Annotated in this window: 25 protein-coding genes; 15 read left to right on the forward strand and 10 right to left on the reverse strand. The window is 61.5% G+C overall.

Going from position 1 to position 24,024, the window contains the following annotated elements; all coding sequences use genetic code 11:
- Nucleotide 1: 1 nt before the first annotated feature.
- The 4 genes from ACEWPJ_RS04685 to ACEWPJ_RS04700 all read right to left on the reverse strand — a co-directional run bounded on the left by ACEWPJ_RS04685 (nucleotide 2) and on the right by ACEWPJ_RS04700 (nucleotide 4,517).
- Nucleotides 2-790 (reverse strand): lytic murein transglycosylase, encoded by a 789-nt coding sequence (locus ACEWPJ_RS04685; protein ID WP_416511282.1) that lies wholly within the window; start codon nucleotides 788-790, stop codon nucleotides 2-4.
- 63 nt (nucleotides 791-853) lie between these two features.
- Nucleotides 854-2,572: a methionine--tRNA ligase gene (metG, locus tag ACEWPJ_RS04690; protein ID WP_416511283.1), complete on the reverse strand. Its 1,719-nt coding sequence runs from the start codon at nucleotides 2,570-2,572 to the stop codon at nucleotides 854-856.
- 54 nt (nucleotides 2,573-2,626) lie between these two features.
- On the reverse strand, nucleotides 2,627-3,850 hold the full coding sequence (locus tag ACEWPJ_RS04695) for an MFS transporter (protein ID WP_416511284.1): 1,224 nt from the start codon (nucleotides 3,848-3,850) through the stop codon (nucleotides 2,627-2,629).
- 100 nt (nucleotides 3,851-3,950) lie between these two features.
- Complete coding sequence (locus ACEWPJ_RS04700; protein ID WP_416511285.1) at nucleotides 3,951-4,517, reverse strand: YceI family protein; 567 nt, start codon at nucleotides 4,515-4,517, stop codon at nucleotides 3,951-3,953.
- Between the two features lie 164 nt (nucleotides 4,518-4,681).
- Here ACEWPJ_RS04700 and ACEWPJ_RS04705 point away from each other — a divergent pair, with 164 nt between their 5' ends.
- The 6 genes from ACEWPJ_RS04705 to ACEWPJ_RS04730 all read left to right on the forward strand — a co-directional run bounded on the left by ACEWPJ_RS04705 (nucleotide 4,682) and on the right by ACEWPJ_RS04730 (nucleotide 9,826).
- Nucleotides 4,682-5,728 (forward strand): aldo/keto reductase, encoded by a 1,047-nt coding sequence (locus ACEWPJ_RS04705; RefSeq protein ID WP_416511287.1) that lies wholly within the window; start codon nucleotides 4,682-4,684, stop codon nucleotides 5,726-5,728.
- 114 nt (nucleotides 5,729-5,842) lie between these two features.
- Complete coding sequence (locus ACEWPJ_RS04710) at nucleotides 5,843-6,754, forward strand: 3-keto-5-aminohexanoate cleavage protein (protein WP_416511289.1); 912 nt, start codon at nucleotides 5,843-5,845, stop codon at nucleotides 6,752-6,754.
- Nucleotides 6,751-7,251: a lipocalin family protein gene (locus ACEWPJ_RS04715; RefSeq protein WP_416511291.1), complete on the forward strand. Its 501-nt coding sequence runs from the start codon at nucleotides 6,751-6,753 to the stop codon at nucleotides 7,249-7,251. Before ACEWPJ_RS04710 ends, ACEWPJ_RS04715 begins: the two co-directional genes overlap by 4 nt.
- Nucleotides 7,248-7,583 (forward strand): hypothetical protein, encoded by a 336-nt coding sequence (locus ACEWPJ_RS04720; RefSeq protein ID WP_416511292.1) that lies wholly within the window; start codon nucleotides 7,248-7,250, stop codon nucleotides 7,581-7,583. The genes ACEWPJ_RS04715 and ACEWPJ_RS04720 overlap by 4 nt, the downstream gene beginning before the upstream one ends.
- A gap of 12 nt (nucleotides 7,584-7,595) precedes the next feature.
- Entirely contained in the window at nucleotides 7,596-9,068 is a 1,473-nt protein-coding gene (locus tag ACEWPJ_RS04725) for a carnitine 3-dehydrogenase (protein ID WP_416511294.1), read from the forward strand.
- The gene (locus ACEWPJ_RS04730; protein ID WP_416511296.1) at nucleotides 9,065-9,826 is read left to right on the forward strand and encodes an SDR family oxidoreductase; all 762 of its coding nucleotides are present in this window, start codon (nucleotides 9,065-9,067) and stop codon (nucleotides 9,824-9,826) included. The genes ACEWPJ_RS04725 and ACEWPJ_RS04730 overlap by 4 nt, the downstream gene beginning before the upstream one ends.
- On the opposite strand, the gene ACEWPJ_RS04735 is transcribed toward ACEWPJ_RS04730, so the two are convergent.
- On the reverse strand, nucleotides 9,823-10,683 hold the full coding sequence (locus ACEWPJ_RS04735) for a helix-turn-helix domain-containing protein (protein WP_416511297.1): 861 nt from the start codon (nucleotides 10,681-10,683) through the stop codon (nucleotides 9,823-9,825). The genes ACEWPJ_RS04730 and ACEWPJ_RS04735 overlap by 4 nt on opposite strands.
- Nucleotides 10,684-10,875: 192 nt before the next feature.
- On the opposite strand from ACEWPJ_RS04735, the gene ACEWPJ_RS04740 reads away from it, so the two are divergent.
- The gene (locus ACEWPJ_RS04740) at nucleotides 10,876-11,748 is read left to right on the forward strand and encodes a fatty acid desaturase (RefSeq protein WP_416511299.1); all 873 of its coding nucleotides are present in this window, start codon (nucleotides 10,876-10,878) and stop codon (nucleotides 11,746-11,748) included.
- Nucleotides 11,749-11,790: 42 nt separating this feature from the next.
- Entirely contained in the window at nucleotides 11,791-12,696 is a 906-nt protein-coding gene (locus tag ACEWPJ_RS04745) for an EamA/RhaT family transporter (RefSeq protein WP_416511301.1), read from the forward strand.
- Here ACEWPJ_RS04745 and ACEWPJ_RS04750 read toward each other — a convergent pair.
- Together ACEWPJ_RS04750 and ACEWPJ_RS04755 are read right to left on the reverse strand one after the other, a co-directional pair.
- Complete coding sequence (locus tag ACEWPJ_RS04750; protein WP_416511302.1) at nucleotides 12,673-13,401, reverse strand: NUDIX hydrolase; 729 nt, start codon at nucleotides 13,399-13,401, stop codon at nucleotides 12,673-12,675. The two genes, ACEWPJ_RS04745 and ACEWPJ_RS04750, sit on opposite strands and share 24 nt — an antisense overlap.
- A gap of 1 nt (nucleotide 13,402) precedes the next feature.
- Nucleotides 13,403-13,810, reverse strand: a complete 408-nt coding sequence (locus ACEWPJ_RS04755) for a DUF983 domain-containing protein (protein WP_416511303.1) — start codon at nucleotides 13,808-13,810, stop codon at nucleotides 13,403-13,405.
- Between the two features lie 217 nt (nucleotides 13,811-14,027).
- Here ACEWPJ_RS04755 and ACEWPJ_RS04760 point away from each other — a divergent pair, with 217 nt between their 5' ends.
- From ACEWPJ_RS04760 to ACEWPJ_RS04775, 4 genes are all read left to right on the forward strand, one after another.
- Nucleotides 14,028-14,513 (forward strand): EF-hand domain-containing protein, encoded by a 486-nt coding sequence (locus ACEWPJ_RS04760; RefSeq protein ID WP_416511305.1) that lies wholly within the window; start codon nucleotides 14,028-14,030, stop codon nucleotides 14,511-14,513.
- A gap of 75 nt (nucleotides 14,514-14,588) precedes the next feature.
- Entirely contained in the window at nucleotides 14,589-15,173 is a 585-nt protein-coding gene (locus tag ACEWPJ_RS04765; protein WP_416511307.1) for an RNA polymerase sigma factor, read from the forward strand.
- The gene (locus ACEWPJ_RS04770; protein WP_416511309.1) at nucleotides 15,166-15,531 is read left to right on the forward strand and encodes a hypothetical protein; all 366 of its coding nucleotides are present in this window, start codon (nucleotides 15,166-15,168) and stop codon (nucleotides 15,529-15,531) included. Before ACEWPJ_RS04765 ends, ACEWPJ_RS04770 begins: the two co-directional genes overlap by 8 nt.
- A 2-nt stretch (nucleotides 15,532-15,533) precedes the next feature.
- Nucleotides 15,534-16,019, forward strand: coding sequence for a hypothetical protein (locus ACEWPJ_RS04775; protein WP_416511310.1), 486 nt, complete (start codon nucleotides 15,534-15,536; stop codon nucleotides 16,017-16,019).
- Here ACEWPJ_RS04775 and ACEWPJ_RS04780 read toward each other — a convergent pair.
- Entirely contained in the window at nucleotides 16,016-17,398 is a 1,383-nt protein-coding gene (locus tag ACEWPJ_RS04780) for a diguanylate cyclase (protein ID WP_416511312.1), read from the reverse strand. The genes ACEWPJ_RS04775 and ACEWPJ_RS04780 overlap by 4 nt on opposite strands.
- A gap of 95 nt (nucleotides 17,399-17,493) precedes the next feature.
- Between ACEWPJ_RS04780 and ACEWPJ_RS04785 the strand changes: the two genes are divergently transcribed.
- Nucleotides 17,494-17,772 carry a DUF3572 domain-containing protein gene (locus ACEWPJ_RS04785; protein ID WP_416513002.1) on the forward strand — a complete coding sequence of 93 codons (279 nt, stop codon included), beginning with the start codon at nucleotides 17,494-17,496 and terminating at the stop codon, nucleotides 17,770-17,772.
- A gap of 41 nt (nucleotides 17,773-17,813) precedes the next feature.
- On the opposite strand, the gene ACEWPJ_RS04790 is transcribed toward ACEWPJ_RS04785, so the two are convergent.
- Nucleotides 17,814-21,005 carry a 2Fe-2S iron-sulfur cluster-binding protein gene (locus tag ACEWPJ_RS04790; protein WP_416511314.1) on the reverse strand — a complete coding sequence of 1,064 codons (3,192 nt, stop codon included), beginning with the start codon at nucleotides 21,003-21,005 and terminating at the stop codon, nucleotides 17,814-17,816.
- A gap of 25 nt (nucleotides 21,006-21,030) precedes the next feature.
- Nucleotides 21,031-21,486 carry a MarR family winged helix-turn-helix transcriptional regulator gene (locus tag ACEWPJ_RS04795; RefSeq protein WP_416511316.1) on the reverse strand — a complete coding sequence of 152 codons (456 nt, stop codon included), beginning with the start codon at nucleotides 21,484-21,486 and terminating at the stop codon, nucleotides 21,031-21,033.
- A 102-nt stretch (nucleotides 21,487-21,588) separates the two neighbouring features.
- Between ACEWPJ_RS04795 and ACEWPJ_RS04800 the strand changes: the two genes are divergently transcribed.
- Together ACEWPJ_RS04800 and ACEWPJ_RS04805 are read left to right on the forward strand one after the other, a co-directional pair.
- Nucleotides 21,589-22,293, forward strand: coding sequence for an HAD family hydrolase (locus ACEWPJ_RS04800; RefSeq protein WP_416511317.1), 705 nt, complete (start codon nucleotides 21,589-21,591; stop codon nucleotides 22,291-22,293).
- Between the two features lie 124 nt (nucleotides 22,294-22,417).
- Entirely contained in the window at nucleotides 22,418-23,971 is a 1,554-nt protein-coding gene (locus ACEWPJ_RS04805) for a trimethylamine methyltransferase family protein (RefSeq protein WP_416511319.1), read from the forward strand.
- The last annotated feature ends 53 nt before the right edge of the window (nucleotides 23,972-24,024 follow it).

Raw genomic sequence — 24,024 nt, forward strand, 5'->3', positions numbered from 1 at the left:
ACTAACCTTCGATCTGGCCCGCCATGATGGCGATGGCTTTCTGATAAACACTCGCCGCGTTCCATTCGTTCAACACGTGGAAATTGGGTTGCCCCTGCTGGTAGCCCTGACCGGGTTGCCAGCCTTTCGCGCGCAGGAAATTCGCGGTGGAGGCCAACGCGTCCGTCATATTGTAAAGGTCAACGCGCCCGTCGCCGTTGGCATCAACCCCGTAGCGCAGCGCGTTGCCGGGCAGGAACTGGGTGTGCCCCATCTCTCCGTGTTTCGCGCCAAGCTGGCCGGGGGAGAGCATGCCGCGATCCACCATGATAAGCGCGGCCAGCGCGTGCGGGGTGAAGAAATCGGTGCGGCGGCAATCATAGGCAACGGTGGCGATGGAACTGACAACATTTGTGTCACCCATACCCCGGCCAAAGGCGGTTTCCATGCCGTGAATGGCGATCAGGACGCCAGCGGGCACGCCGTAGGCGCGTTCAAGGCTATCGTAAAACGCGCGGTTGCCCTGAAGGGCGCGGCGGCCCTGCGCGACGATCGTGTTCGCGCCGCGCACCTGCATGAACTTTTCGAGCGAGTAGTTGAAGCTGCGCTGGTTGCGGTCGGCGTTGATCGTCGATTGCGAATAACGCGCGGCAGCAAGCGCCTGAAGGCCACGCTGGCCGACGCCTTGTGCCTGCGCCTCGGCGGCGAAGGCCTGTTTCCAGCGGTCAAACCCCGAACTGTCGTTACCGCATTGCGCGGCGAGGGCGGGGGAGGTCAGAAGGGCGAAGCCGGCGGCAAGCAAAAGGCGCATGAAAATCTCCTAAATCGTTATCCGGGGGAGCCTAGCATAAGGGTTTCCGCCCGGCCAAGCGGCTTAGTCGCGGGTGCCGGAGAACCTTTCCTGCCAGCTTTCGCGTTCTTCATCGGTGATCTTGCGGAACAGAACGTCCGGCACCTCGAACGCGTGGCTGGCGGGCAGGGCGGTCAGCGCCTCGGCCACGTTATCGGGCCAGCTGTTATCGCCCGTTTTCATCGCCGCCAGCATCGCGGCCGAGGCGTCGGGGATGAAGGGTTCGGACAGCGCCGCGTATAGCCGGATCAGGTTCAGCGACAGGCGCACAACGGCGGCGGCGCCTTCGGGGTCGGTCTTGAACAGCGCCCACGGGGCGGCGGATTGCAGGTATTCGTTGCCCGCGACCCAGATCGCGCGCAGTTCGGCGGCGGATTTACGCACCTCCATCGCGTCCATGTGGGTTTCATAGGCCCGGATGCGTTTGGTGAGTTCTGCGATCAACTTTTCTTCAGCAGGGCCGTTCGAGCCACCTGCGGGCACCTCTTCGCCGAACTTCGAACGGCAGAATTTCGTGACGCGGCTGACGAAGTTGCCCAGCACGTCCGCCAGATCCTTGTTCACGGAAGTCTGGAAATTCTCCCACGTGAATTCGCTGTCAGAGCTTTCGGGCGCATGGGACAGCAGCCACCAGCGCCAGTAATCGGCTGGCAGGATGTCGAGCGCCTGATCCTGAAACACGCCGCGCCCTTGGCTGGTCGAAAACTGGCCGCCGTCGTAATTCAGGTAATTGAACGATTTGATGTAATCGACGAGCTTCCACGGCTCTTCGGACCCCATGATCGTCGCGGGGAAGGACAGGGTGTGGAACGGTACGTTGTCCTTGCCCATGAACTGCACGTAACGCACGTCGTCGGCACCCTTGTCGGTGCGCCACCAGCGTTCCCAGTCGGCGTCGGTCTTGCCGTTTGCCTTGGCCCATTCCGCGCCGCAGGCGATGTATTCGATGGGTGCGTCGAACCAGACGTAGAAGACTTTGCCCTCCATCCCCGGCCAATTGTCCGCCCCGCGCTTGACCGGAACGCCCCAGTCAAGATCGCGGGTGATGCCGCGGTCTTGCAGCCCGTCGCCGTCATGCAACCACTTCTTCGCGATGGAGGTTGTCAGGATCGGCCAATCGGTCTTTGAATCGATCCACTTATCCAGCGTGTCGCGCAGTTTCGATTGGCGCAGGTAGAGGTGCTTGGTTTCGCGCACCTCAAGATCGGTCGACCCGGAAATCGCGCTGCGGGGTTCGATCAGGTCGGTCGGGTCAAGCTGCTTCGTGCAGTTTTCGCATTGGTCGCCACGGGCTTTGTCGTAGCCGCAGTTGGGGCAGGTACCTTCGATATAGCGATCCGGCAGAAAGCGTTTGTCGGCGTGCGAATAAACCTGGCTTTCCGAAACTTCCTCGATCAACCCGTTATCGGCCAGCCGCCCGGCAAAATGCTGGGTCAGCGCGTGGTTTTCAGGAGAGGAGGAGCGCCCGAAGTGATCGAAAGACAGGCGAAACCCGTCGCCGATCTTTGACTGAACCGCGTGCATTTCGCGGCAGAATTCATCGACGGGCTGACCGGCCTTCGCTGCCGCAAGCTCTGCCGGGGTGCCGTGTTCGTCGGTGGCGCAGAGGAACATCACCTCATGCCCGCGATCACGCATGTATCGGGCGTAAAGGTCGGCGGGCAGTTGGCTGCCGACGAGGTTGCCCAGATGCTTGATCCCGTTGATGTAGGGAATCGCCGAGGTGATGAGGATACGTGCCATGAAAGCGCCTTTGGATCAGATTTGGCCCCTCTTAACGCAAGCGCACCGGCGGCTCTAGTCCCCGTTGCGTTGCTTTCTGAGAAGCCTGCCAATCGTGAAGGATGATCTGGGGGTGTAGATGTATGGTGTGCGGTCGTCAGCGGTTCGGCGTGCGCGCATCCGGATCAGGCTGAACGCGACCAGTGCGATATGGCCAAGCGACAGGAACACAAACAGCGCGGACGGGCCGAATGCTGCGATCAGGGCAGAGGTCGCATAGGGACTCGCGATGGCGCCGAGCGCGTAGAAGAACATCAGCGCGGCGGCTAGCTCCACCCGTTGTTCAGAGGTCGCAAAGTCATTCGCGTGTGCGGCAGAGACCGAAAAGATCGGGAATGTCGTCAACCCGAACAGCCCGGCGGACAGCATCACCGCGACGGTGCCGCTGCTGCTTGTGAACACGGTGATCGCGCAGGAAAGAACCGCCGCGATAGACAGCCAGATCAGCACCCAGCGTCGGTCGTATTTATCGGCAAGCCAGCCGACGGGATACTGCGCAAGCGCGCCGCCAAGCACGAAAGCGGCAAGGAAATACGCGATCTGATCGGTGCGCAGCCCAACCTCTTGCCCGTAGATCGGGCCGACCATACGGAAGGACGCCGATGTCAGCCCGGCGGTGATGACACCCGCCGCGGCAAGCGGAGAGCAGGCCCACGCGAGGGCGGGCCTCAGCCGGGGTGCCGACGGGGTTTCGGGCTGCTGCGCCTTGGTCAGTGTCAGCGGTAGCAGCGCGGCGCAGCAAAACAGCGCGAGCAGGTTGTAGGACACGTAGTGCGCCGGTTCCAGCACCGCGATCAGCAACTGCGCCGCAAGCGACGCGCCCATATCCGCGATCCGGTAGGTGCCCATCGCGCGGCCGCGGGTTTCGTTCGTGACCTTGGCGTTCAGCCACGCTTCGAGAACCGTATAGCAACCCGCGACGCATAGCCCCGTCGCGATACGCATCAGGGCCCAGGCGTAGGGGTCCAGCACCAGCATATGTGCAAGCAGCCCGATGGTGCCAGAGGCGGTGAAGGCCGCAAACGCCCGCGAATGGCCAACCGACCCCATAAGGCGCGGCGCCCACCAACAGCCGACAAAGAAGCCAAGGAAATGGGCGGACCCCAAGATCCCGACCTGCTGTGTCGTGAACCCAAGCTGCAATCCCGACAGCGCGTCGAGCGGCCCGACTCCGCCCGATGAAAGCTGCAACAGCACAACAGACAGGAATAGGGCGGCAAAGGAAATGACGAGGCGCATAAGACAGCCGGTATTGTTTCACGGCCAAAGTCGCAAGGCGCCTTCGCGCGGGCTTTCCGGTTATCGACAGATATGTGTCGCTTTTGCCGGTTCGGGGTGGCTAGGGCGTCGCACGGTCGATGCGGACGATGATCCTAAGGTCGATCCGGTCGTCGACGAGGTCAGGATACCCGCCTGCGCCGAACGCTCTGCGTGACACCTGACCGGTCAGCAGAACGGACAGCCGTGATCGGTCACCTGCCACGGTTCCGGTCTGTCGATACAGCCCGGCGGTCAGGGTGATCGGCCGCGTCGTGCCTGCAAGCGTCAGCATCCCGTCGACCTGCGCCCGGTTCAGATCGCCGGTAATCCTTGTGCTTTCAAACGTCACGAACGGATTGCGCCGCGTATCGAGCACGCTTGGGCCGCGCATGGCTTCGGTTGCAAAGACGATCCCGGCGCGCGCGCGCTGTGCATTCAGGACGACCCGCACGCTGGATTGCGGCAGGCTGTCGAGGTCGAGCATCAGCGTCGCATCGGCCACCGGCATGGTGCCTTGGTTCGCCGTGCCGCTGAGTGAATAGGTGAACCCAACGCTCGACCGCTCCCGGTCGAGGTTATACTGCACGGGTGCAGCCTGCGCTGTTGCGGATAGCAGGATCAGCCAAAGAATGGTCAGGAGTTTCATCGCGCCCTCCGACGTCGAGCATAGCGGCTTTGGCTCACGTCCGGCCATCACTTTGCGGTGACAACGTAAATCGGTGCATTGCCTGTCGATGGACCGCGCGAAACTTCTGCCTTGTCCCCGGCGTGTCGGTTGGTAGGCTCCGCGCGAACAGGAAAGGAATTCTGATGCGCACTGTCCCCCTTGGCCGAACGGGTCTGCAATTGTCCGAATTGATGCTTGGCTCCATGACATGGGGCACGCAGAACACGGTCGATGAGGCACACGCCCAGATCGATATGGCGCTGGATCGGGGGATCAACTGCATCGACACCGCAGAGATGTATCCCGTCAACCCGATCAGCCGCGAAACCGTCGGCCGGTCGGAGGAGATCATTGGCAAGTGGGTCGCCAAAACCGGGCGGCGCGACGATGTCATCCTTGCGACGAAACATTCCGGTGAGGGTCTGGGCTACGTTCGCGATGGTGCGCCGATATCGTCCGCGACGATCCCCGAAACCATCGAAGGATCGCTGAAGCGGCTGCAAACCGATGTCATCGACCTCTATCAGTTTCACTGGCCCAACCGGGGGTCATATATGTTCCGCAAGAACTGGGATTATGATCCGTCAGGCCAGAACCGCGCCGAGACGATCGGCCATATCGAAGATACGCTGGAAGCGCTACAAAAGCTGGTCGATCAGGGAAAATTGCGGCATTTCGGATTGTCGAATGAAAGCGCCTGGGGCACGTCGCAATGGGTGCGGGTGGCTGAGGATCGCGGCTGGCCGAGGGTTCAGTCGGTGCAGAACGAATATTCGCTGCTCTGCCGCCACTACGATACCGACATGGCTGAGATGAGCGTGAATGAAGACGTGACGTTGCTCGCGTTTTCACCGCTCGCGGCGGGGCTGTTGACCGGGAAATACGCGCCGGACGTGACACCCGACGGATCTCGCCGATCCCTGGTGCCGGATATGGGCGGCCGACTGAAATCGGGCCGGGTGTGGCCCGCGATTGATGCCTACGCCGCGATTGCCGAGAAGCATGGGCTGAGCCTGCCGCAGATGGCGCTGGCGTGGTGCCGGACGCGGCCTTTCAAAGTGTCGGCGATTTTCGGAGCGACAACGCTTGAGCAGTTGGACGTGGCCCTCGGCGCTGCTGACGTTGAGGTGTCGGACGAGGTCTTGCAGGAAATCAGCGCGGCGCACCGGCAGCATCCGATGCCGTATTAGGACGAGATTACTATACCTCCCCTCTCGGCGGGAAACCCGCCTGTCGGGCATGGGGCAGGAGTATTTGGAGCAAGATGAAACCGGCCATAGCGCCGGGGTTAGGGAGGGATACCAATGCCGCTGAGTATGAACCGAGAGGTTTTTATCACCTGTGCCGTAACTGGATCAGGCAGCACCCAAGATCGCAGCCCGCATGTACCGCGCAGCCCGCAGCAGATCGCCGAAAGCGCGATTGACGCCGCGAAGGCCGGGGCGGCGATTGTGCATTGTCATGTGCGCGACCCGGAAACCGGCGTTCCGTCCCGCAAGATCGAATATTACCGCGAGGTCACGGACCGCATCCGCGACGCAGACGTTGATGTGGTGCTGAACCTGACGGCAGGGATGGGGGGCGATATTGTTTTTGGCGGGGTTGATAGCCCGCTGCCGACGGTTGACGGCACCGACATGGTCGGCGCGGAAGAGCGGGTCGCGCATGTGGCGGAGTGCCTGCCGGAGATCTGCACGCTCGACTGCGGTACGATGAACTTCGCCGAGGCGGATTACGTGATGACCAACACGCCCGGCATGTTGCAGGCGATGGGGCGGATGATGACCGATCTGGGTGTAAAGCCCGAGATTGAGGCGTTCGATACCGGGCACCTGTGGTATGCCAAGCAGCTTGTCAAAGACGGTGTGCTGGACAGCCCGGCACTTGTGCAGCTTTGCATGGGTGTGCCGTGGGGCGCGCCGGATGACCTCAACACCTTTATGGCGATGGTGAATAACGTGCCCGACGATTGGACGTTTTCGGCGTTTGGGCTGGGGCGCAACCAGATGCCTTATGTTGCGGCTTCGGTATTGGCCGGGGGCAATGTGCGGGTCGGGTTGGAGGATAACCTGATGCTGGGCAAGGGAAACCTCGCCACCAACGCGCAGCTTGTCGACCATGCGGTCGGGATTGTCGAGGGGCTGGGCGCGACCGTGATCGGGCCTGACGCGGTGCGGGCGAAGCTTGGATTGAAAAAGCAGGCGGCCATCGGATGAAGAGGCTTCTGTGCCTCGCGGCCCTGCTGCTGCTGACCGCCTGCACAGCGACGCGGGGGCCGGGGTATCGCGACACTTCGGTGCGGGTCGGATCGACCAGCCGGTTTGATGCGGCGCGGTTTGCCGGGGAGTGGTTCGTGCGAGAGTCGTTTGGCCCAAGCGCCGGGCGAATTTCGCTGACGCTGGATCAGGAAAACGCCTACCTCATGGCGCTTGAGGGGTTTGCGTTCGATGATCGGACCGCGCCGCCATCGGTGCGGCTTGATATTGTCGGGCTGGCCCGGATGGAGGCGCGGGGCGGGTATTTCAAAGATCCGCTGTGGGTGCTGTGGGTCGATGAAGGGTTCCGCACGGCGGTTGTTGGCACGCCCTCCGGCGCGTTTGGCTGGATCATGGATCGCAGCCCGACCGGTGGGGCGGACAGGATCGCCGCGGCGCGCGAGGTGTTGGAGTGGTCCGGCTATGACATGGCGCAGCTGGAGGAGAGCGTGCGATGATCCGAACCGTGGTGATGGTCGCGGTGATTGCGTTCCCGGGTGCGTGGGTGTCGAAACCGGCCCCCGTCAGGACCGACGAGGTCGTCACGGACGAAAGTCCCGGTTGTTTCGATGACAGCGGTAACGTGGTGTTCAGGGACCAAAGCATCGACAACTGCCAGCAGACCACTCAGGATGCTGGGAAGGCCTGTCATAGCGAGTCCGACTGCGAAGGTGTGTGTCTGGCGCTTCTGGATGGGACCGGCGGCCAATGTTCGCGAACCAACCCCGTTTTCGGATGCACCCCCAATCTATTGGCCGGTGGCGAAGTTGTCACGATTTGCGTGGACTGAGGAGGACCCCTAATGTTCAAACGCAAGAAAAAGCGAAGCAACTGCTGCGCAGCAATCATCGGTGGTGGCGTCATCGGCGGCGGATGGGCCGCTCGGTTCCTGCTGATGGGCTGGGACGTGCGGGTATTCGATCCCGACCCGGAGGCGGAACGCAAGGTGCGCGAAGTGCTGGGCAATGCACGGCGGTCCTTGCCGGGGCTGAGTGATGTCGCGATGCCCGCCGAGGGCAGCCTGTGGTTCTGCGAGACTCTGGAAGATGCCGTCAACAGCGTCGATTGGGTTCAGGAAAGCGTGCCGGAACGGTTGGAGTTGAAGCACAAGGTCTATCGGCAAATTCAGGACCATGAGGCCGGGTCGGTGATTATCGCATCCTCGACATCCGGCTTTAAACCGTCGGAGTTGCAAGAGGGTGCGCGCGATCCCGAGGCGATCATGGTCGCGCATCCGTTCAACCCGGTTTACCTGCTGCCGCTGGTCGAGCTGGTGCCGGGAGAGGCGACGCATCCGAACTTTGTCGAAGCCGCGAAAGAGGTGCTAACCGGGATAGGCATGTATCCTCTGCATGTGCGCAAGGAAATTGACGCCCATATCGCTGATCGGTTTCTGGAAGCCGTCTGGCGCGAGGCGTTGTGGTTAATCAAGGATGGTATCGCCACGACGGAGGAGATCGACAACGCGATCCGCTATGGCTTTGGCCTGCGTTGGGGGCAGATGGGGTTGTTTGAAACCTACCGCGTTGCCGGGGGTGAGGCGGGGATGAAGCATTTCATTGCGCAGTTCGGGCCTTGTTTGAAATGGCCGTGGACCAAGCTGATGGATGTGCCGGAGCTGACGGAGGAGCTGGTCGATGTAATTGCCTCGCAGTCCGATGCGCAGTCCGGTGCCTATTCGATCCGAGAACTTGAGCGTATCCGCGACAACAACCTCGTCGGGATGATGCGAGCGTTGAAGGCGCAGGATTGGGGTGCCGGGGCGCTGCTGAACCAGCAGGATGCGCGGATGCGGATGGGCGAAGGGCCACACGACAAGCCACTTGTCACCGTGGCGCGGGCGGTGCCGCTCGACTGGACGGACTATAACGGTCACATGAACGAAGCACGGTATTTGCAGGCGTTCGGCGACGCGACGGATCGGTTTATGGAGATTGTCGGCTGCGATGCGGATTACATCGCGTCGGGGGGCAGCTACTTCACCGCCGAAACCCATATTCGGCATATTGATGAGGTTCATGCGGGCGCTCGTATCCGGGTTGAAACGACCTGTCTGCTGGGCGAGGGCAAGAAGATGCACCTGTTCCACCAGATGTTTGAGGGGGACCGGCAGCTGGCCACCGGGGAGCATATGCTGATCCACGTGAGCCTCGAGATTCGTCGCGCGTCGGTGCCGGGGGATGCGGTTGCGGAAAAGCTTGGCGCGATTGCCGCCGCCCATGCAGACTTGCCGCGCCCTGATGGGATTGGCCGCGCGATTGGGGCGGGCAAGTGAGCCAAGGCGTTCTGATCACCGCGGGCGCGTCGGGGATCGGGCGGGCGATGGGGGATGCGTTCGCCGCTGCTGGCTGGCGCGTTTGGGTGACGGATGTCGACAGCGCCGCGCTGGATCAGGCGCCGGAAGATTGGCGCAGGACGGTCGCGGATGTCAGCGACGACAGCGCAATGGCGGCGTTGTTCGCTGAGGTCGCGCAGGAGTGGGGCAGCCTGGACGCGGTCTGCGCCAATGCCGGCGTCGCAGGGCCGACGGCATTGGTCGAGGATGTGACACTAGACGATTGGCGGGCCTGCCTGTCGGTCACGCTGGACGGCGCGTTCCTTTCCACGAAATACGCTGCACCGATGATGAAAACGGCAGGGTCGGGAGCGATTATCCTGACTTCATCGACGGCGGGCATCCATGGCTACCCTAACCGCGCACCCTATGCTGCGGCGAAATGGGGTGTGATTGGATTGATGAAAACTCTGGCGATGGAGCTTGGGCCGTTCGGCATCCGCACCAATGCGATTTGCCCCGGAGCTGTCGAGGGGCCGCGCATGGACGGTGTGTTGGAACGTGAAGCGACCGCCAAGGGCATGACCCGCGATCAGGTCTACGCAGGTTACGCGAGCGGCACGTCGATGCGCCGATTTGTTGAGGCGTCGGACATCGCCAACATGGCCGTGTTTCTGGCCAGCGATTCTGCGCGGCTGGTGTCGGGGCAGGTCATTGCGGTCGACGGCCACACGGAAAACCCGGACCCGAAGCCCTAGCTGATCTCGGCCCTCAGAGTTTGCAGGGTTTCCGGCAGATCGCGGGAGGAGACGCGCGCCTCCCGCACCAACCCATCGAAATGCGCGGTGATGGCGTCGATCCGCTCCTTGTCACGGAAGGCGAGGTAGTTGCTGCCAAGGTAAAGCACGGCGAGCAATGGGCCAAACACCGTAATCGGGGCTGAATAAAGCCTGCGCGCGTCGAACAAATACACCCGCAACCGGGGGTAAAGTTGCTGATGCAGTGTCAGCAGCCAATCGATCTGACCCATCCGCACGTCGGCGGGCAGCCCGGCGTAGTATCCATCGGCCCGTGCGAAGCTTTGAAGCTCGCTGAGCGGCATGGCAATTTCGTAGTCCGATTGCGCGGACCGCATGAGTTGAAGGCGGTCTTCGGACGCGCCAATGGCCTGATCCGTCGTGCGCCCAAGATGGGGCAGATATTCCCAACGCAGCATTGCGTGGGTCTTCAGCATGTCGGGCAGAGTTGCCGGGACGTGGCGGATTTTGTAACCCGCCGCCTCCCGGTGCCACGCGAAAATCTGTTCATCGACAAGAGCGCGGGGGGCGGCTGTCATCGTGACGGAGGCCGCGAGGAGTTCGGCAACCCGTTCTGGTCTGTCAGTCAACCCGAGTAGCCAGTCGGCAGACACGCCAAGGGCCGCGGCGCATTCACCGACCACATGGGCGTTTGGCAGGCGTGGGCCGGCATCGGACAGCAGTTGCGATATGGTGGAACGGTCCACCCCGACCTGCCGCGCGAGCGTGCTTCGGTTGAGGTCGGACAAGCCGAGCGCTTGATCCAAACGCTCCCGAAACAGGATTGCGCGGTCTCTTTTGTCGGTTTTTTTCTGCATATGGTGAATATTTTCATCACTGTTGAATTTATGTTGTGTATACGCCGAATTCACGGGTTTGTGAAGTTGGCATAGAATTACCCCATAAAAAGAAGATCGAAGGGTAATATGAGACTTCAACAAAGCACCGGTCGGGGGCCCGGTTCGCGCACGGCTGCGCTGCCATTTGTCGAATGGCCAACATTTGGATTGATGATCGGCTGCTATGCGCTCTGGATGCTGGGCACGACATGGCTCGCCGCCGTTTTCCTGCCGCTTGGGTGGGTTGCAACCTGCGTGGCGATCGCGCTGCATTCCTCGCTCCAACACGAAGTGCTGCACGGCCATCCGTTCCGCAGCCGCCGTCTGAGTGAGGCGATGGTGTTCCCCGCAATTGGCCTTGCCATCCCTTACATGCGGTTTCGCGATACGCATCTTGCACATCACCGCGACTCTATCCTGACCGATCCCTATGATGACCCGGAAAGCAACTACCTCGATCCTGTCGTTTGGCAGACGCTGCCGGGCTGGAAGCGATTTGCGTTGTCCTTCAACAATACGCTGATGGGGCGTATGCTGATCGGGCCGATTGTGTCGCAATGGGTCTTCGTGAAATCCGATCTGCGCAAGATCAAGGGTGGAGATCGCGCGGCGTTGGCCGGGTGGCTTTGGCATGTGCCGGGTATCGCGCTGGTTCTGACGTGGCTAATCACCGTCGGAGCGATGCCGTTTTGGGCCTATTTGCTGGCCGCCTATGGCGGGCTGTCGCTGCTGAAAATCCGTACGTTCCTAGAACATCAGGCGCATGAAAAAGCGCGGGGCCGGACAGTTGTGATCGAGGATCGCGGCCCGCTTGCCGCGCTGTTCCTGAACAACAACTATCATGTCGTGCATCACATGCACCCGGCGGTTCCGTGGTATCGCCTACCTGCACTTTATCAGGCCAATCGCGACCGATATCTGAACCGGAACGATGGCTATCGCTATCGTTCTTACGGAGAGGTTTTCCGCCGCTACCTGTTCCGCGCGAAAGACGGCGTTGCGCATCCGTTGTGGTCGTCTGCGCCTGTGGATCGCGAGATGTAAGCAAGCGCTCGACACTGGCCGCGGTGGGTGTCAGAAGGCTTCATGGAACTTTGGATCCCCGTCACCATCGCGGCTGCGTTTTCGCAGAACCTGCGGTTCATGCTGCAAAAGCATCTGAAGGGATTGAAGCTTTCGACCGCCGGGGCGACATTCGCGCGGTTCGTCTATTCGGCGCCGTTGGTGGCGGTGTTGATGATCCTCTACATCCGCGCGACGGGGCAGGCGGTGCCGGAGATTCCGTCGGTATTCTGGGGTTACGCGCTGACGGGCGGGCTGGCGCAGATCCTCGCGACCATGTGTGTGGTCGCGCTGTTTTCGCGCCGGAATTTTGCGGTGGGCATCACCTTCAAGAAAACTGAAGTCGTCCAAACTGCCATCGTCGGGCTGATCGTGCTGGGCGAAGCGGTATCGCCGTGGGGTGTGCTGGCCATTGTGGTCGGCTTTTTAGGCGTTGTGCTGCTATCCGACCCACCCGCTGGCGCGTCGGGGCAGTGGTATCGTCGGATCATCAATCCGGCGGCGGGGCTTGGGCTGCTGTCAGGTGTGTTGTTTGCAATCTCAGCCATCGGATACCGGGGCGCGTCGCTGTCCCTAGGCCTGACTGACGTGGTGATGAGCGCGGGGGTCACGCTCGCCATCGTCACCGCATTCCAAACCCTGACGATGAGCGTCTGGCTCGCCCTGCGCGAACGCGGAGAGATGTTGCGCGTGTTTCAAAACTGGCGCGTTGCGGGGCTGGTCGGGATCACCAGCATGATCGGCAGTTTCTGCTGGTTCACCGCATTCACGTTACAGAACGCGGCCTATGTCAAAGCGCTTGGTCAGATTGAACTGCTGTTCAGCTTCGCCGCCGGGGTCTTCGTGTTCAAGGAAAAGACCAGCCCGCGCGAATTCATGGCGATGGGACTGATCGTGCTGAGTATTCTAATCCTGATCCTTGTGATCTAGCGGACGACGCCCGGCGAGGCGCAGGAACAGGCTTTCTTCATCGCTGTTGTTGAAGAACGGAACCGTTTCGGGCGGCTGGCCGGATTTGGCGATACCAGCGACTTCGGCAAGGACGACTTCGGTGATGAAAGGCAGATCGAACTGCCGGACCTCATCAATCGGAATCCACTGAAGCTGTGACAGCTCGTCAGAGGCGTGGGAAAAATCGTCGGGATCGCCCTGAATCGCGCCCGCATCGACCATGAAGAACCGCGCGTCAAATCGGCGGGGGCGGCCCGGTGGCGTGATGGCGCGGAACACGAAGGTAAACCCTTCGGCGCTGGGGACATGATCCGTCGCGGCGAACGTTTCCCAATCCGGCGGCGGGGGTGTTGTCCATTGGCCGGGCTGGCCGAGGATCAGGCCCGTTTCCTCCCAAACCTCACGGATCGCAGCGGCTTGCAGGGCAGGGATCAGTGCGGCGTCAGCGTGGTCGGCCAGTTTCGCGGTACAGGCCGGGTTCAGCCCGTTGGCAAGCGGGATCGCCCCGTCGCCGTCATCGACTGCACCGCCGGGAAAGACGAATTTGTTGGGCATAAAAGCGGCTTTTGCGCCGCGCTGCCCCATCAACACGCAAGGCCGCGTTGCCGCATCGCGCAGAAGGATCACCGTCGCGGCGTGGCGGATCGCAGTCTTGTCTATCGGACCAGCCGCCGACGATAGCATGTCAGGCTTTTCCCCCGAAGCCGTGCATTCGCTTGGCCCATTGGAAGCCGATCAATGCCCCCTTGATCCGGGGCAACAGATAAAGCGACAGCGCCACGCACCCGATTGAAAACATGATCGCCATAACAAGCGGTTCCGGGCGGAACTTCGAATAGACGATGTGGATGAACGGCGCCATCAAATGCCCCACGACAAGGATCGTCAGGTAGGCGGGGCCGTCATCTGCGCGGTGGTGAAATAGCTCCTGATCGCAAACGGTGCAGGTGTTGTTGACCTTCAGATACCCCCGCAGCAGCGGGCCAGAGCCGCAGTTCGGACAACAGCGCCGCCAGCCGCGCCACATCGCGGGCTTCAGCGGACGATCTTCGGTTGCAGGCATCGGGGTTTGATCCAGTGCGGTGTGGGCCATCGGAGTCTCTCTGTTCGCATTCTATCGCATCTATGTAGCGGTTTGCAGTCACGGATGAAACCTTGGCCCTACGGGCGCGGCCTCATGTCGCGTAAGCGTGCCGATTGCAAAATAAATTGCGGTGGGTGCGACGGAAAATCGACGCAGCTCCGTTTGAAGTATCAGGCACCGGAAACACAGCGGGCGCCGCGACACATGACTGAACGGAGAATACCAGATGAACAGACTTTTCGTGCGAACCGGGATCACCATGCTATTGGCGGTCGGAGTGACGGTTGCACTGACCACGCTTGCAGAGGCCCGCGACGGCCATCGCGGCAGAATGCCGACGTTTGAAACGCTCGACACGAATGACGATGGGTCGATCACCATGCAGGAAGTGCTGGCGCATCGCGCCTCGCGGTTTGAAAGCGCCGATACCGATGGCGACGGGCTGCTGAGCGCGCAAGAGCTGAACGCCCGCGCGCAGGACCGGCTGCGGGAACGGACCGCCCGGATGATTGAGCGGCGCGACACCGACAATGATGGGTTTCTGAGCGCCGAGGAACTCTCGCCACCCGAAGGTCGGGAAGGCCGCATGTTCAACCGCATGGACGCGGATGAAGACGGCGCGATTTCGAAAGAGGAGTTTGAAACAGCCACCGAAAAACGGCGCGGGCGACATCGGGGCCACGGACGGCCCGCCGAGTCGACCACAGAATGAGAACGCGGTTGGGCGGGCTGATCGCAGGCCCGCCCAATTGCCGGACACACATGGTTGCTTTAGGCACGATATTTGATGGACATGGCACATGACGCGGAAAGCGACCTGTCGGATGAGGCGTTGCTGCTGCTTTACGGCGGCGGAGATCGCATGGCCGCGCAGCACCTGACGCGTCGGCTGACTCCGCGTATGCTGGGCTATGCGACGCGGGTGCTTGGCGACCGGGCAGAGGCTGAGGACGTCGCGCAAGAAGCAATGCTGCGCCTTTGGCGGATCGCGGAGGATTGGCGCGCGGGCGAGGCGCAGGTCACGACGTGGCTGTATCGCGTGGTGGCCAACCTGTGCACGGACCGCTTGCGCAAACGGCGCCCCGTCGCGCTGGATGAGATAGCGGAGCCGATTGATGGTTCGGCAAGCGCGGCGCAGCAGTTGCAGCACGGCGCCCGGCTGAAAGCGCTTGATGCAGCGCTTTCCGAATTGCCGGAACGCCAGCGCCAAGCGGTCGTGCTGCGCCATATTGAGGGGTTGTCGAACCCCGAAATTGCGGCTGTTCTGGGCGTCAGCAGCGAAGCGGTCGAAAGCCTGACGGCGCGCGGCAAGCGGGCCTTGACGGCGCATCTTGCGGGACGAAAGGCAGAACTGGGGTTTGAGGATGACTGACACATCGAAACCAAAATCGGATGGCGATCTTGACGCGCTGTTTGATCTGGCGCGGGCGGAAAAGCCCGAGGCGGATGCAGGATTATTGGCCCGCGTTCAGATGGATGCTGATTGGGTGCTTGCGGGACGGGCCCGGCCTGTCCCAGCGCCGAGGCGTCGATTTGCCGGTATTTTCGCGGCGTTCGGGGGCTGGCCTGCCGCCGCCGGGATGGCCGCGGCGACCTTGGCCGGGGTTTGGATTGGGATTGATCCACCAGCCTCGGTGAGCGCGCTTGGCGTCGACTTTCTGTCAGATCAAAGCGATGCCTATTTTGGCGAGCTTTATCCCGATCTGACCCAGGCGTTGAGCGAGGGGTAATCATGACCACAGACCCGAAAAACACCCCTGAACCGCCCACACCGCGCCCGTCGCAGTGGTGGAAGGTTGTCTTGGCGATTTCCTTGTCGCTGAACCTATTGATCGTCGGGGCTTTGGCAGGTGCCGTCTGGCGTCAGGGCCGCGCGCCGGATCGGGCTGAGGGGCGGGATGTCGGAGTCTTACCGCTGTTCCTGGCGCTGCCCCGCGAGGATCGCCGTGGCATCCGGGCAGAGATTGAACGGGGGTTGGCCGCCGAACCCTCCGTGCCGGATGCTGGCGGGCCGACCTTGGTTGAAGCATTGCGGCAAACGCCGTTTGACCGCGAGGCGGTTGAAGCGCTGTTTGAAAAACACGGTGCGCGGCAGGAGGTTCGGCACCGCGTCGGGCAGCGTGTGCTACTGGACCGGATCGGGGAAATGAGTGATGCGGATCGGGCGGCATATGCCGACCGGCTGGAAAAGAGGCTAGAGGGGCGCAGACGCCGCTAGGCCGCTGGCGTGAAGGTCACGAGGTTTCGGCCTTCATTTTTCGAACTATAAAGCGCGGCATCGGCTTTGTGGATCAGCGTGTCGATATCGGTGCAAGCGTCCGGCCCGCTTCCCGCACCCATCGCAACACCGATTGAAATTGTGACGGAAACCTGCCGCCCATCCGCCGTCTGGATCGGGGTTTCCTTCACGATGCGCCGCAGCCGTTCGGCCGCAATCCGTGCTTCGGCAAGGTCGGTGTCTGGCATTGCGACGAGGAATTCTTCCCCCCCATGGCGGGCCACGAGATCGACGCCGCGAAGATTGGCCTGAAGGCGGGTTGCGACTTCGGCCAGAACGCTGTCCCCGACCGGGTGCCCGTAGCTGTCGTTCACTGCCTTGAACCGATCGATGTCGAGCATCATCACCGCAAAGGTCCGGTCCGTGCCGACCGTGCGCTTCGCGATATGGTTGAGGTGGGAAAGGGCGTAGCGACGATTGTAAAGGCCGGTCAGCGAGTCGATAGCGGCAAGGCGCAAGCTGTCCCGCACCACGTTCCTAAGTCGATCCGCTTGCTGTTTGCGCTTTGCCTGCGTCTTGATCCGCAGGGCAAATTCGCGGGGGGAGAAGTCCTCGACGATCAGATCGTTCGCACCCAGATCAAGCGCGATGATCGCCTGCTGCCGCGCCGCCCGGTCAAGCACCATAACGACAGAAGCATATCTGGTCAGGGGACGCGAGCGCAGCTCAGACAGCAACCGCAGGCCTTCGTCGGGCCGCGACAGATTGCCGGAGATCACGAATACATCCGGTGGCGTTCGGTCATCTGACCAGTTCAGCGCGGCGTCCCGTCCGATGATGTCAATCACGCCGCCCAGATGGGTCGACAGGTCGGATTTCCATTTGATCGCAGTGCCTTGGCAATCGGCAATCAACGCGACGCGAGAGGGCATGGTGAACTCCGCCACAGGTTCGGCAAAACCAAGCGCGCGGCAGGTGCCTTCGCGTAGTTTCAACTCCTCATCCGTTTCGCGGGCGCGCAGAAGGCTGCGGACACGGGCCAGAAGAGTCAGTTCGTCGATGGGCTTCGACATGAAATCATCGGCCCCGGCTTCGAGCGCCTGAATACGGGATTCGCTGTCGTCCAAAGCGGTGACCATGATGATCGGAATGTTGGTGGTGGCGGGATTATCCCGCAGCATCTTGCAGGTGCCTATTCCGTCAAGCCCGGGCATCATCACATCGAGAAGAATGAGGTCGGGTTGCTCACGCTCTGCAATTTTCAGCGCGTCGTGCCCATCCTGCGCTTGCAGGACGTCATAGCAGGCCGATACGAGCTTGACCTTCAGGACAATTCGGTTCGTCGCGACGTCATCGACGATCAGGATCCGGCCTGCCATTGTGTCCTCTCAATTTCTCGCTAATTTGTGGCGTATTCGAACTATTCGGCCACAATGGTTAAGAAACTCTTTCCGGGTGAGGATGCAGGGAATTGATATCGCAAGAATCCGCCGAGACGCTGGCACTTCAGGCGTTGGCCTGGCTGGTCGGAAACGAAGACCTGCTGCCGGTCTTTCTTGGGGCGACCGGCGCGTCCGAAGCGGACGTGAAGGTGCAGGCAACGGAGCCGGAGTTTCTGGGGTCAGTTCTGGATTTCATCACGATGGACGACGCTTGGGTAACGGCGTTTTGCGATACCGTCGGGCAGCCTTACGACATGCCGATGATCGCGCGGCAGTGCCTGCCGGGCGGTGGGCAGGTGCATTGGACGTAAGGGAGCCTCCGGCGGGAGTATTTGGGGCAAGATGAAACCGGCTAAAGGTCGATTTCGATAACGCCGCCCGGATCGGCGGCGCGGGATTGGCAGAGGATCAAGTGAGAGGCCCGATCTTTGTTCGACAGCACGAAATCGCGGTGTTCGACATTGCCCGCAACCAGCCCGCATTTGCAGACGCCACACAGGCCATCGGAGCATTTTACGTCTACATGGATTCCTGCGGCGAGAAGGGCATCGGTGGCGGCCTCATCGGCCTTTACTTGGATGTCCTTGTCCGATTTGGCGAGCCTTAACGTGAAGTCGTGGTTTTCGTAGTCCGGCGTTTCGGGAACGGTGAAATATTCGAGGTGGCGGGCGTCTTCGGGAAAGCCGTTTGCCTCGGTCGCCTCCATGACGCTGGCCATGTAAGCCTCCGGCCCGCAAGTGTAGACGTGGGCGTTATCTCGGTAGGTTAGGATCTGACTAAGATCGGCGCGGGCGCCTTCGTCGGAGAAGTGCAGGTGAACGCGGTCTGCCCACGGCATTGCGGCCAGGTCGTCGAGGAAGCCCGCATTGGCGCGTTTGGAGCAGGAATAATGGAGGGCAAACTCTGCACCGATCGCATGCAGGCGGTGTGCCATTGCGATCATCGGGGTGATGCCAATGCCGCCGCCCATCAAAAAGGTGAAAGACGCGGTTTCATCCAGTGGAAAGTGGTTGATCGGTTTGGAGATAAAGACCCTGCGCCCCTCTTCGAAAATCCGGTGCAGAAGGCGGGAGCCGCCGCGGCCTGTATCCTCACGTAGCACGGCGATCTGGTATTTGCTGCGATCAGCCGGGTCGCCGGACAGTGAATATTGCCGGAAGAACTCCGGTGCGACGACAACGTCGATATGTGCGCCAGCGGTGACAGGAGGCATGTCTGATCCGTCGGGCATGGCGAATTCATACTTCGTAACGCTGTCGGTCATATGCTCCGCTTTCGACAGGACGACCTGCATGACGGGCGCATCAGATTGGTCGCCGGTGTAGGTGTGTTCTGGCGGTTTGCCGTCTGCCCGGCGGTGTTTGTGTTCGGTCGCAGGGATCATGCCCTGATAGGCTGCGATCCCCGCTTCGCGATCCATTGGGAACGGCCACGGATAGGGCGGCGGGGCGAGCGGGGCGGGATAGACCGCGAGCGTCTGATCTTCGTATTTCAGGTCGAGGTTTTTTTGTAGCGGCCGCGCGTTTACCGGGTGGTCAGAGGGGCGATAGGCGCCGTCGTCCACCATCTCCAGATCCCACCACCATTTCTTGGCCGGGTTGATTTCACCGTTGCCGACCAGATCATCCAGCTTCGCCAGCGCTTTCGCAGCCCCCGGCGCCGTCATCGCGAGCTTTCGGAAGGGTGCTTCGGCGAACAGCCCTTCAAGGTTCCAGGGGCAGGTCTTCATGCAGCGCCCACACATCGCGCCATTCTTTTGCGCAACGCGGTAGGTCGTGCATTTCTGGCTGTCGGATTTCCAGATTTCATAGCCGTTGAACATCAGCTTCGGCCCCGCGGTAATCGCGCCTGAGGGGCATTCGCGGGCGCATTTGTTGCACGCTTCACAAAACCGTTGCAGTCCGAAGTCGATCGGTCTGTCGTGAACAATTGGCATGTTTGTTGTCACCACGCCGGATTTCAGGCGCGGGCCGAGAAACGGGTTCAGGATAACTTCGCCAATGCGGGAGACTTCGCCGAGGCCCGCCAGCAGCAAAAGGGGCGGGTGCAATACTTCGTCATCCATCACCGAATGGACGCGGGCGGTGTAGCCGAGCTTGCGGATATGTTCGGCCAGAACGCCGCCGAGTAGCGAGAATCGCAGATAGGCCCGCATCGATTGGGCGCAGGCGATCCAGTCGTCACCGCTCGCGCCTTCCATCGTTTCGTGGCCTTGGTCGATGATCATTGAGATGGCGTTCGCATGGTAAGGCCTGATCGGCTGGCCCGCCGCGTCGTGGCTGTAATAGGTCCAGTCGGGGCAGGCGGATAGGCCCGCCGCATCGACGCCCAACCAATAGAGTGCGGCCTTGATGTTGGCGGCGTTGCGGGCCGGGTCGAGGGTTGAGGGGTGAACCTCTGCCGCGTCACCATCCTGCAGCAGCACCAACGCACCGAGCGTCGGGCGGAATGCGAAAGCGGCGGCGGATTTGCGGACGTAGTTGCCGTTCTTCGTCGCCTCCTGCACATGCGGGCCGAGGTCGCCGAACAGTCCGCGCGCGAACATGTTGGCGCGTTTGGGAACACGGGCGACATTTGCGGTGTCGATATAGGTCGTCGGCCCGTCCACCCGTTTCAGGGTCTCAAACGGGTGCGGGCCGCGTCGGTAGGGGCGGCGCTGATAGGGGTCGCGGTTTCGTGCGGTTTTTGCTTGGCCGGCGTGGCCTGTGCGCCAAGCGAGGCCACCGGATTGGCCCGGTGCGATCGGGCGGTCGGGCGTCATGGCGAGGGTCGTCGTCACTACGGCGAGGCCGAACCGGGTGCCGACGAACGGATTGACGGCCTCGCCATCTTCGCAGGCTGCAAGGCCCGCGTGGACAGCGAGTCTCCGAAGATGGATGTCCGTCGCCGCCTCACTGTGTGCGCGGGCGTCACGGCCGAGAGAGCGGATGTAGTTCGCCAGCACCACGGCGGTTTCGGCGCCGCGAAGGCAGGCGCGTTGAGGTTGGGCATCCTGTATCCAGTCCGCGCCGTCCTCATCCGGCGTTGGATCGCGCTGGTGGTCGTAGAGAAACATCAGCGCGTGTGTGTGGTGGCGGCAATCCTGCGGCGGCGCACGCAGGGAATCCTTTAGCCCCGCCATAATCACGTCGATGCCAGCGGCGAGGGTTTTTGGCTGAAGCGTCTCGATCTTCTTCGCAAGTCGTTTGACATCAGGGTTGTCAATCGGTGTGTCGAGCCACGCGTGGGTGGGTATCTCACAGATGCCGACCATCGCCGCGTCGCAGTAATACCCAAAAGCCTTCAAGTGGTTCGCGCGCTCTTTCAGATCGCCCGGTATCTCCGCCATTTCGCGTTTCACGAGGCCGTCGCGGGTCGCGTCCAGCATCGCCTGATATTCCTGCATCGCGTTGATGATGGAGAGGGGGTCGTCGGGCCTGCGGAACGACGGCGGATCGTGCGGGGCGATGCTTTCGCACGCGACCGCGTCGATGCGCTTCAACTTCTCAAGCGGGTAAGGACCAAGGTGAACCGGGCGATTGCGGTATGAGAACAGTTTGCTCATGCTGGCCCCTTGGGCTTTGCGCGTTTCAAAGCTGCTTCAACTCAGTGCTTTCGCCTTCGCGCAGCTTGGCGAGCAGGCGGATCAGTTCCGCGTTTTCGTTGTCCGACAGCTTGTTGCGGAAATAGGCCGCGTTCTCGCGGGCCAGCGGGGACACCGCGGCAACCAGTGCTTTGCCTTTTTCCGTTGTGGCAACATGGGTCGTCCGCTTGTCATCCTTGCCGGATCGCCGCGCGATGATCCCGTCCGACTCCATCTGCCGCAGGGCGCGGGACGTCGCGGTTCGGTCGATCCCGATAAATCGCGCGATGTCAGAGGGTTGTGTGAGATTTTCAGCATTGACCGCAAGCAGCACGCACCACGTAATTCGGGTGAGGCCGTGCTGTTTCAGGCGATCTTCGAACCGACGCTCTTGTATGCGGGCGGTGATCGATAGCTGATATCCAAGCGCTTCGTGAAGGCGATAGGGGGTTTGAGGCTTCATAATTGACAGTGTCAATTAAAAAGCAGAACGGGTCAAGCCGCGTGGGTGCTGGTCAGGTCTGCCAAAACAGCGTAGGGCAAAGAAACGGACAAGGGGAAACGCATGACCGGTTATCGCGGTATATTGTTTGATAAAGACGGCACGCTGTTCGATTTCAACGCGACGTGGGTGCCCTGGTCCGCCCGCATCTTGACGGAGCTTGCGGGTGGTGATCTGACGCTGGCCCGTCGACTTGGAGCGCGGGTTGGCTATGACCTTGACGCAGGACGGTTTGAGGGGTGGAGTCCGATTGTCTCTGACACGCCTGATGTCATTGCTGCCGCTCTTGCACCCGACCTGCCGGATCAAAGCCCGATGGAGGTTGAGGCGAGGATGGTCGCCGCCGCCCAAGGGGTGGAGGTTGTTGAGGCGACGCCGCTTGCGCCGTTTCTGTCGGGTCTGCGGCAATCCGGCTTCGCGCTAGGCGTTGCGACGAACGACGGTGAAGCCCCTGCGCGGTCCAATCTTGATCGGGTCGGCGTGACGGGCCATTTTGATTTCATCGCGGGGTATGATTCAGGCTTCGCGGGCAAACCGGCCCCAGATATGCTGCTGGCTTTTGCGGAAGCAGTCGATCTGTTGCCGGAGACAGTTCTGATGGTCGGTGACAGCGCCCACGACCTTGTTGCGGGGCGCGCGGCCGGGATGGCGACGGTAGGGGTGCTGACCGGCGTGTCCAGCCGCGACGATCTTCAGGGGCTCGCTGATGTGGTGTTGCCGGATATCGGGCACCTTCCTGCGTGGCTTGGCGACCGAACCCCGGCGTAATAGAGCAAATCCAAACGAGAATTCCCGACCAGTCGGGCGGCAAAAACGACATGATCGGTCGTTTTCGACAAGACGCTTTGCGCCTCATCGCGTTTCCTACGCTTTAAGCGAAAGGAAACGGGTCATGGCAGAACGAAAGCGCCGTCGCCGCTCGGGCGGACATTCCGGAAATGCGCGTCTTGGGGGTGCGGCCATCGATCAGATGCCGTGGCAGATACCGGTCGTCACGGACAGGCCGACGGAACCGCTGGACGAAACGGGCGTGCTGGCTGTCCACGACGGCGCGATGCGTATTCTCGAAGAAATCGGCATTGAAATTCTGAATGACGAAGCGGTTTCGCTGTTCAAGGAAATGGGCTGCACCGTGTCGGGCACCAACGTCAGGATGGACCGTGATTTCGTGATGGAGATGGTTGCGAAGGCGCCCTCGGAATTCACGATCACCCCCCGTAACCTGGCGCGGGAACTGCCGATTGGCGGCAACAATATGGTGTTCGTCAACGTCTCATCACCGCCGAACTACTGGGATCTGGAGCTTGGCCGCAAGATGCCCGGCACGCGGGCGCAATGTGCGGACTTGCTGAAATTAACGCAGTATTTCAACTGCATACACGTCGCGGGTGGTTATCCGGTCGAACCTGTGGATGTTCATGCTTCCGTCCGTCACCTTGATGTGCTTTATGACAAGCTGACACTGACCGACAAAGTCGCCCACGCCTACAGCCTTGGGCGTGAGCGCGTCGAAGACGTGATGGAGATGGTGCGGATCGCGGGTGGGCTGACGGATGCTGAGTTCGAAGCAAAGCCGCGCATGTATACGAACATCAACTCTACCTCACCGCTGAAACACGACCATCCGATGCTAGACGGCTTCATGCGGCTGGTGCGGCGGGGACAGGCGGTTGTGGTGACTCCGTTCACACTGGCGGGGGCGATGGCGCCGGTGACGATGGCAGGGGCGGTCGGGCAATCGCTCGCCGAAGGGCTGATCGCGATTGTTCTCGCCCAATACATCAAACCGGGTGCGCCGTGCGTGATCGGGACGTTCACGTCGAACGTCGATATGAAGTCGGGCGCACCGGCCTTCGGCACACCGGAGTATATGCGGGCGACGCAGATGACCGGGCAGCTCGCGCGGTTCTACGGTTTGCCGATGCGCTCGTCCGGCGTGTGCGCCGCGAACGTGCCCGACGGGCAGGCGATGTGGGAGACGTCGAACAGCCTGTGGGCGGCAGTTCAGTCGCGGTCAAACATGGTCTATCACGCCGCCGGATGGCTTGAGGGCGGGCTGATCGCCAGCCCGGAAAAGTTCATCATGGATTGCGAGATTTTGCAGCAAATTCAACGGTATTTCAACCCAATGCTTACCGCGACAACTCCCGATGACATCGCGGTCGATGCCATTCGGGATGTCGGCAACGAAGGCCATTTCTTCGGCATCCAGCATACGCAGGACCGGTACGAAACCGCGTTCTATCAGCCGTTCCTTTCCGATTGGCGAAACTACGAGGGGTGGGAGCTTGCCGGCGGCGTCTGGACGGCCGAGCGGGCGAATGGTGTCTTTAAGTCGATCATCAATGAATTCGAAGCCCCGCCGCTCGACGAAGCAATCCGCGAAGAGCTGGCCGATTTTGTCGCCCGACGGAAAAGCGAAGGCGGTGCGCCGACGGATTTCTGACCTCCGCGTCCAAAGGCCGCGAATCCTGAAATCAGATTAGGGAAAGCCTGACT

Source organism: Aliiroseovarius sp. YM-037, from assembly GCF_048060095.1.
Lineage (GTDB): Bacteria > Pseudomonadota > Alphaproteobacteria > Rhodobacterales > Rhodobacteraceae > JBLUOA01.

Excerpts from the sequence above, each read along its gene's own strand:
- ACEWPJ_RS04685 (WP_416511282.1), bottom strand. The coding sequence starts at position 790 with ATGCGCCTTTTGCTTGCCGCCGGCTTCGCCCTTCTGACCTCCCCCGCC.
- metG (WP_416511283.1), bottom strand. The coding sequence starts at position 2,572 with ATGGCACGTATCCTCATCACCTCGGCGATTCCCTACATCAACGGGATC.
- ACEWPJ_RS04695 (WP_416511284.1), bottom strand. The coding sequence starts at position 3,850 with ATGCGCCTCGTCATTTCCTTTGCCGCCCTATTCCTGTCTGTTGTGCTG.
- ACEWPJ_RS04700 (WP_416511285.1), bottom strand. The coding sequence starts at position 4,517 with ATGAAACTCCTGACCATTCTTTGGCTGATCCTGCTATCCGCAACAGCG.
- ACEWPJ_RS04705 (WP_416511287.1), top strand. The coding sequence starts at position 4,682 with ATGCGCACTGTCCCCCTTGGCCGAACGGGTCTGCAATTGTCCGAATTG.
- ACEWPJ_RS04710 (WP_416511289.1), top strand. The coding sequence starts at position 5,843 with ATGCCGCTGAGTATGAACCGAGAGGTTTTTATCACCTGTGCCGTAACT.
- ACEWPJ_RS04715 (WP_416511291.1), top strand. The coding sequence starts at position 6,751 with ATGAAGAGGCTTCTGTGCCTCGCGGCCCTGCTGCTGCTGACCGCCTGC.
- ACEWPJ_RS04720 (WP_416511292.1), top strand. The coding sequence starts at position 7,248 with ATGATCCGAACCGTGGTGATGGTCGCGGTGATTGCGTTCCCGGGTGCG.
- ACEWPJ_RS04725 (WP_416511294.1), top strand. The coding sequence starts at position 7,596 with ATGTTCAAACGCAAGAAAAAGCGAAGCAACTGCTGCGCAGCAATCATC.
- ACEWPJ_RS04735 (WP_416511297.1), bottom strand. The coding sequence starts at position 10,683 with ATGCAGAAAAAAACCGACAAAAGAGACCGCGCAATCCTGTTTCGGGAG.
- ACEWPJ_RS04740 (WP_416511299.1), top strand. The coding sequence starts at position 10,876 with ATGATCGGCTGCTATGCGCTCTGGATGCTGGGCACGACATGGCTCGCC.
- ACEWPJ_RS04745 (WP_416511301.1), top strand. The coding sequence starts at position 11,791 with ATGGAACTTTGGATCCCCGTCACCATCGCGGCTGCGTTTTCGCAGAAC.
- ACEWPJ_RS04750 (WP_416511302.1), bottom strand. The coding sequence starts at position 13,401 with ATGCTATCGTCGGCGGCTGGTCCGATAGACAAGACTGCGATCCGCCAC.
- ACEWPJ_RS04755 (WP_416511303.1), bottom strand. The coding sequence starts at position 13,810 with ATGGCCCACACCGCACTGGATCAAACCCCGATGCCTGCAACCGAAGAT.
- ACEWPJ_RS04760 (WP_416511305.1), top strand. The coding sequence starts at position 14,028 with ATGAACAGACTTTTCGTGCGAACCGGGATCACCATGCTATTGGCGGTC.
- ACEWPJ_RS04765 (WP_416511307.1), top strand. The coding sequence starts at position 14,589 with ATGGACATGGCACATGACGCGGAAAGCGACCTGTCGGATGAGGCGTTG.
- ACEWPJ_RS04770 (WP_416511309.1), top strand. The coding sequence starts at position 15,166 with ATGACTGACACATCGAAACCAAAATCGGATGGCGATCTTGACGCGCTG.
- ACEWPJ_RS04775 (WP_416511310.1), top strand. The coding sequence starts at position 15,534 with ATGACCACAGACCCGAAAAACACCCCTGAACCGCCCACACCGCGCCCG.
- ACEWPJ_RS04780 (WP_416511312.1), bottom strand. The coding sequence starts at position 17,398 with ATGGCAGGCCGGATCCTGATCGTCGATGACGTCGCGACGAACCGAATT.
- ACEWPJ_RS04790 (WP_416511314.1), bottom strand. The coding sequence starts at position 21,005 with ATGAGCAAACTGTTCTCATACCGCAATCGCCCGGTTCACCTTGGTCCT.
- ACEWPJ_RS04795 (WP_416511316.1), bottom strand. The coding sequence starts at position 21,486 with ATGAAGCCTCAAACCCCCTATCGCCTTCACGAAGCGCTTGGATATCAG.
- ACEWPJ_RS04800 (WP_416511317.1), top strand. The coding sequence starts at position 21,589 with ATGACCGGTTATCGCGGTATATTGTTTGATAAAGACGGCACGCTGTTC.
- ACEWPJ_RS04805 (WP_416511319.1), top strand. The coding sequence starts at position 22,418 with ATGGCAGAACGAAAGCGCCGTCGCCGCTCGGGCGGACATTCCGGAAAT.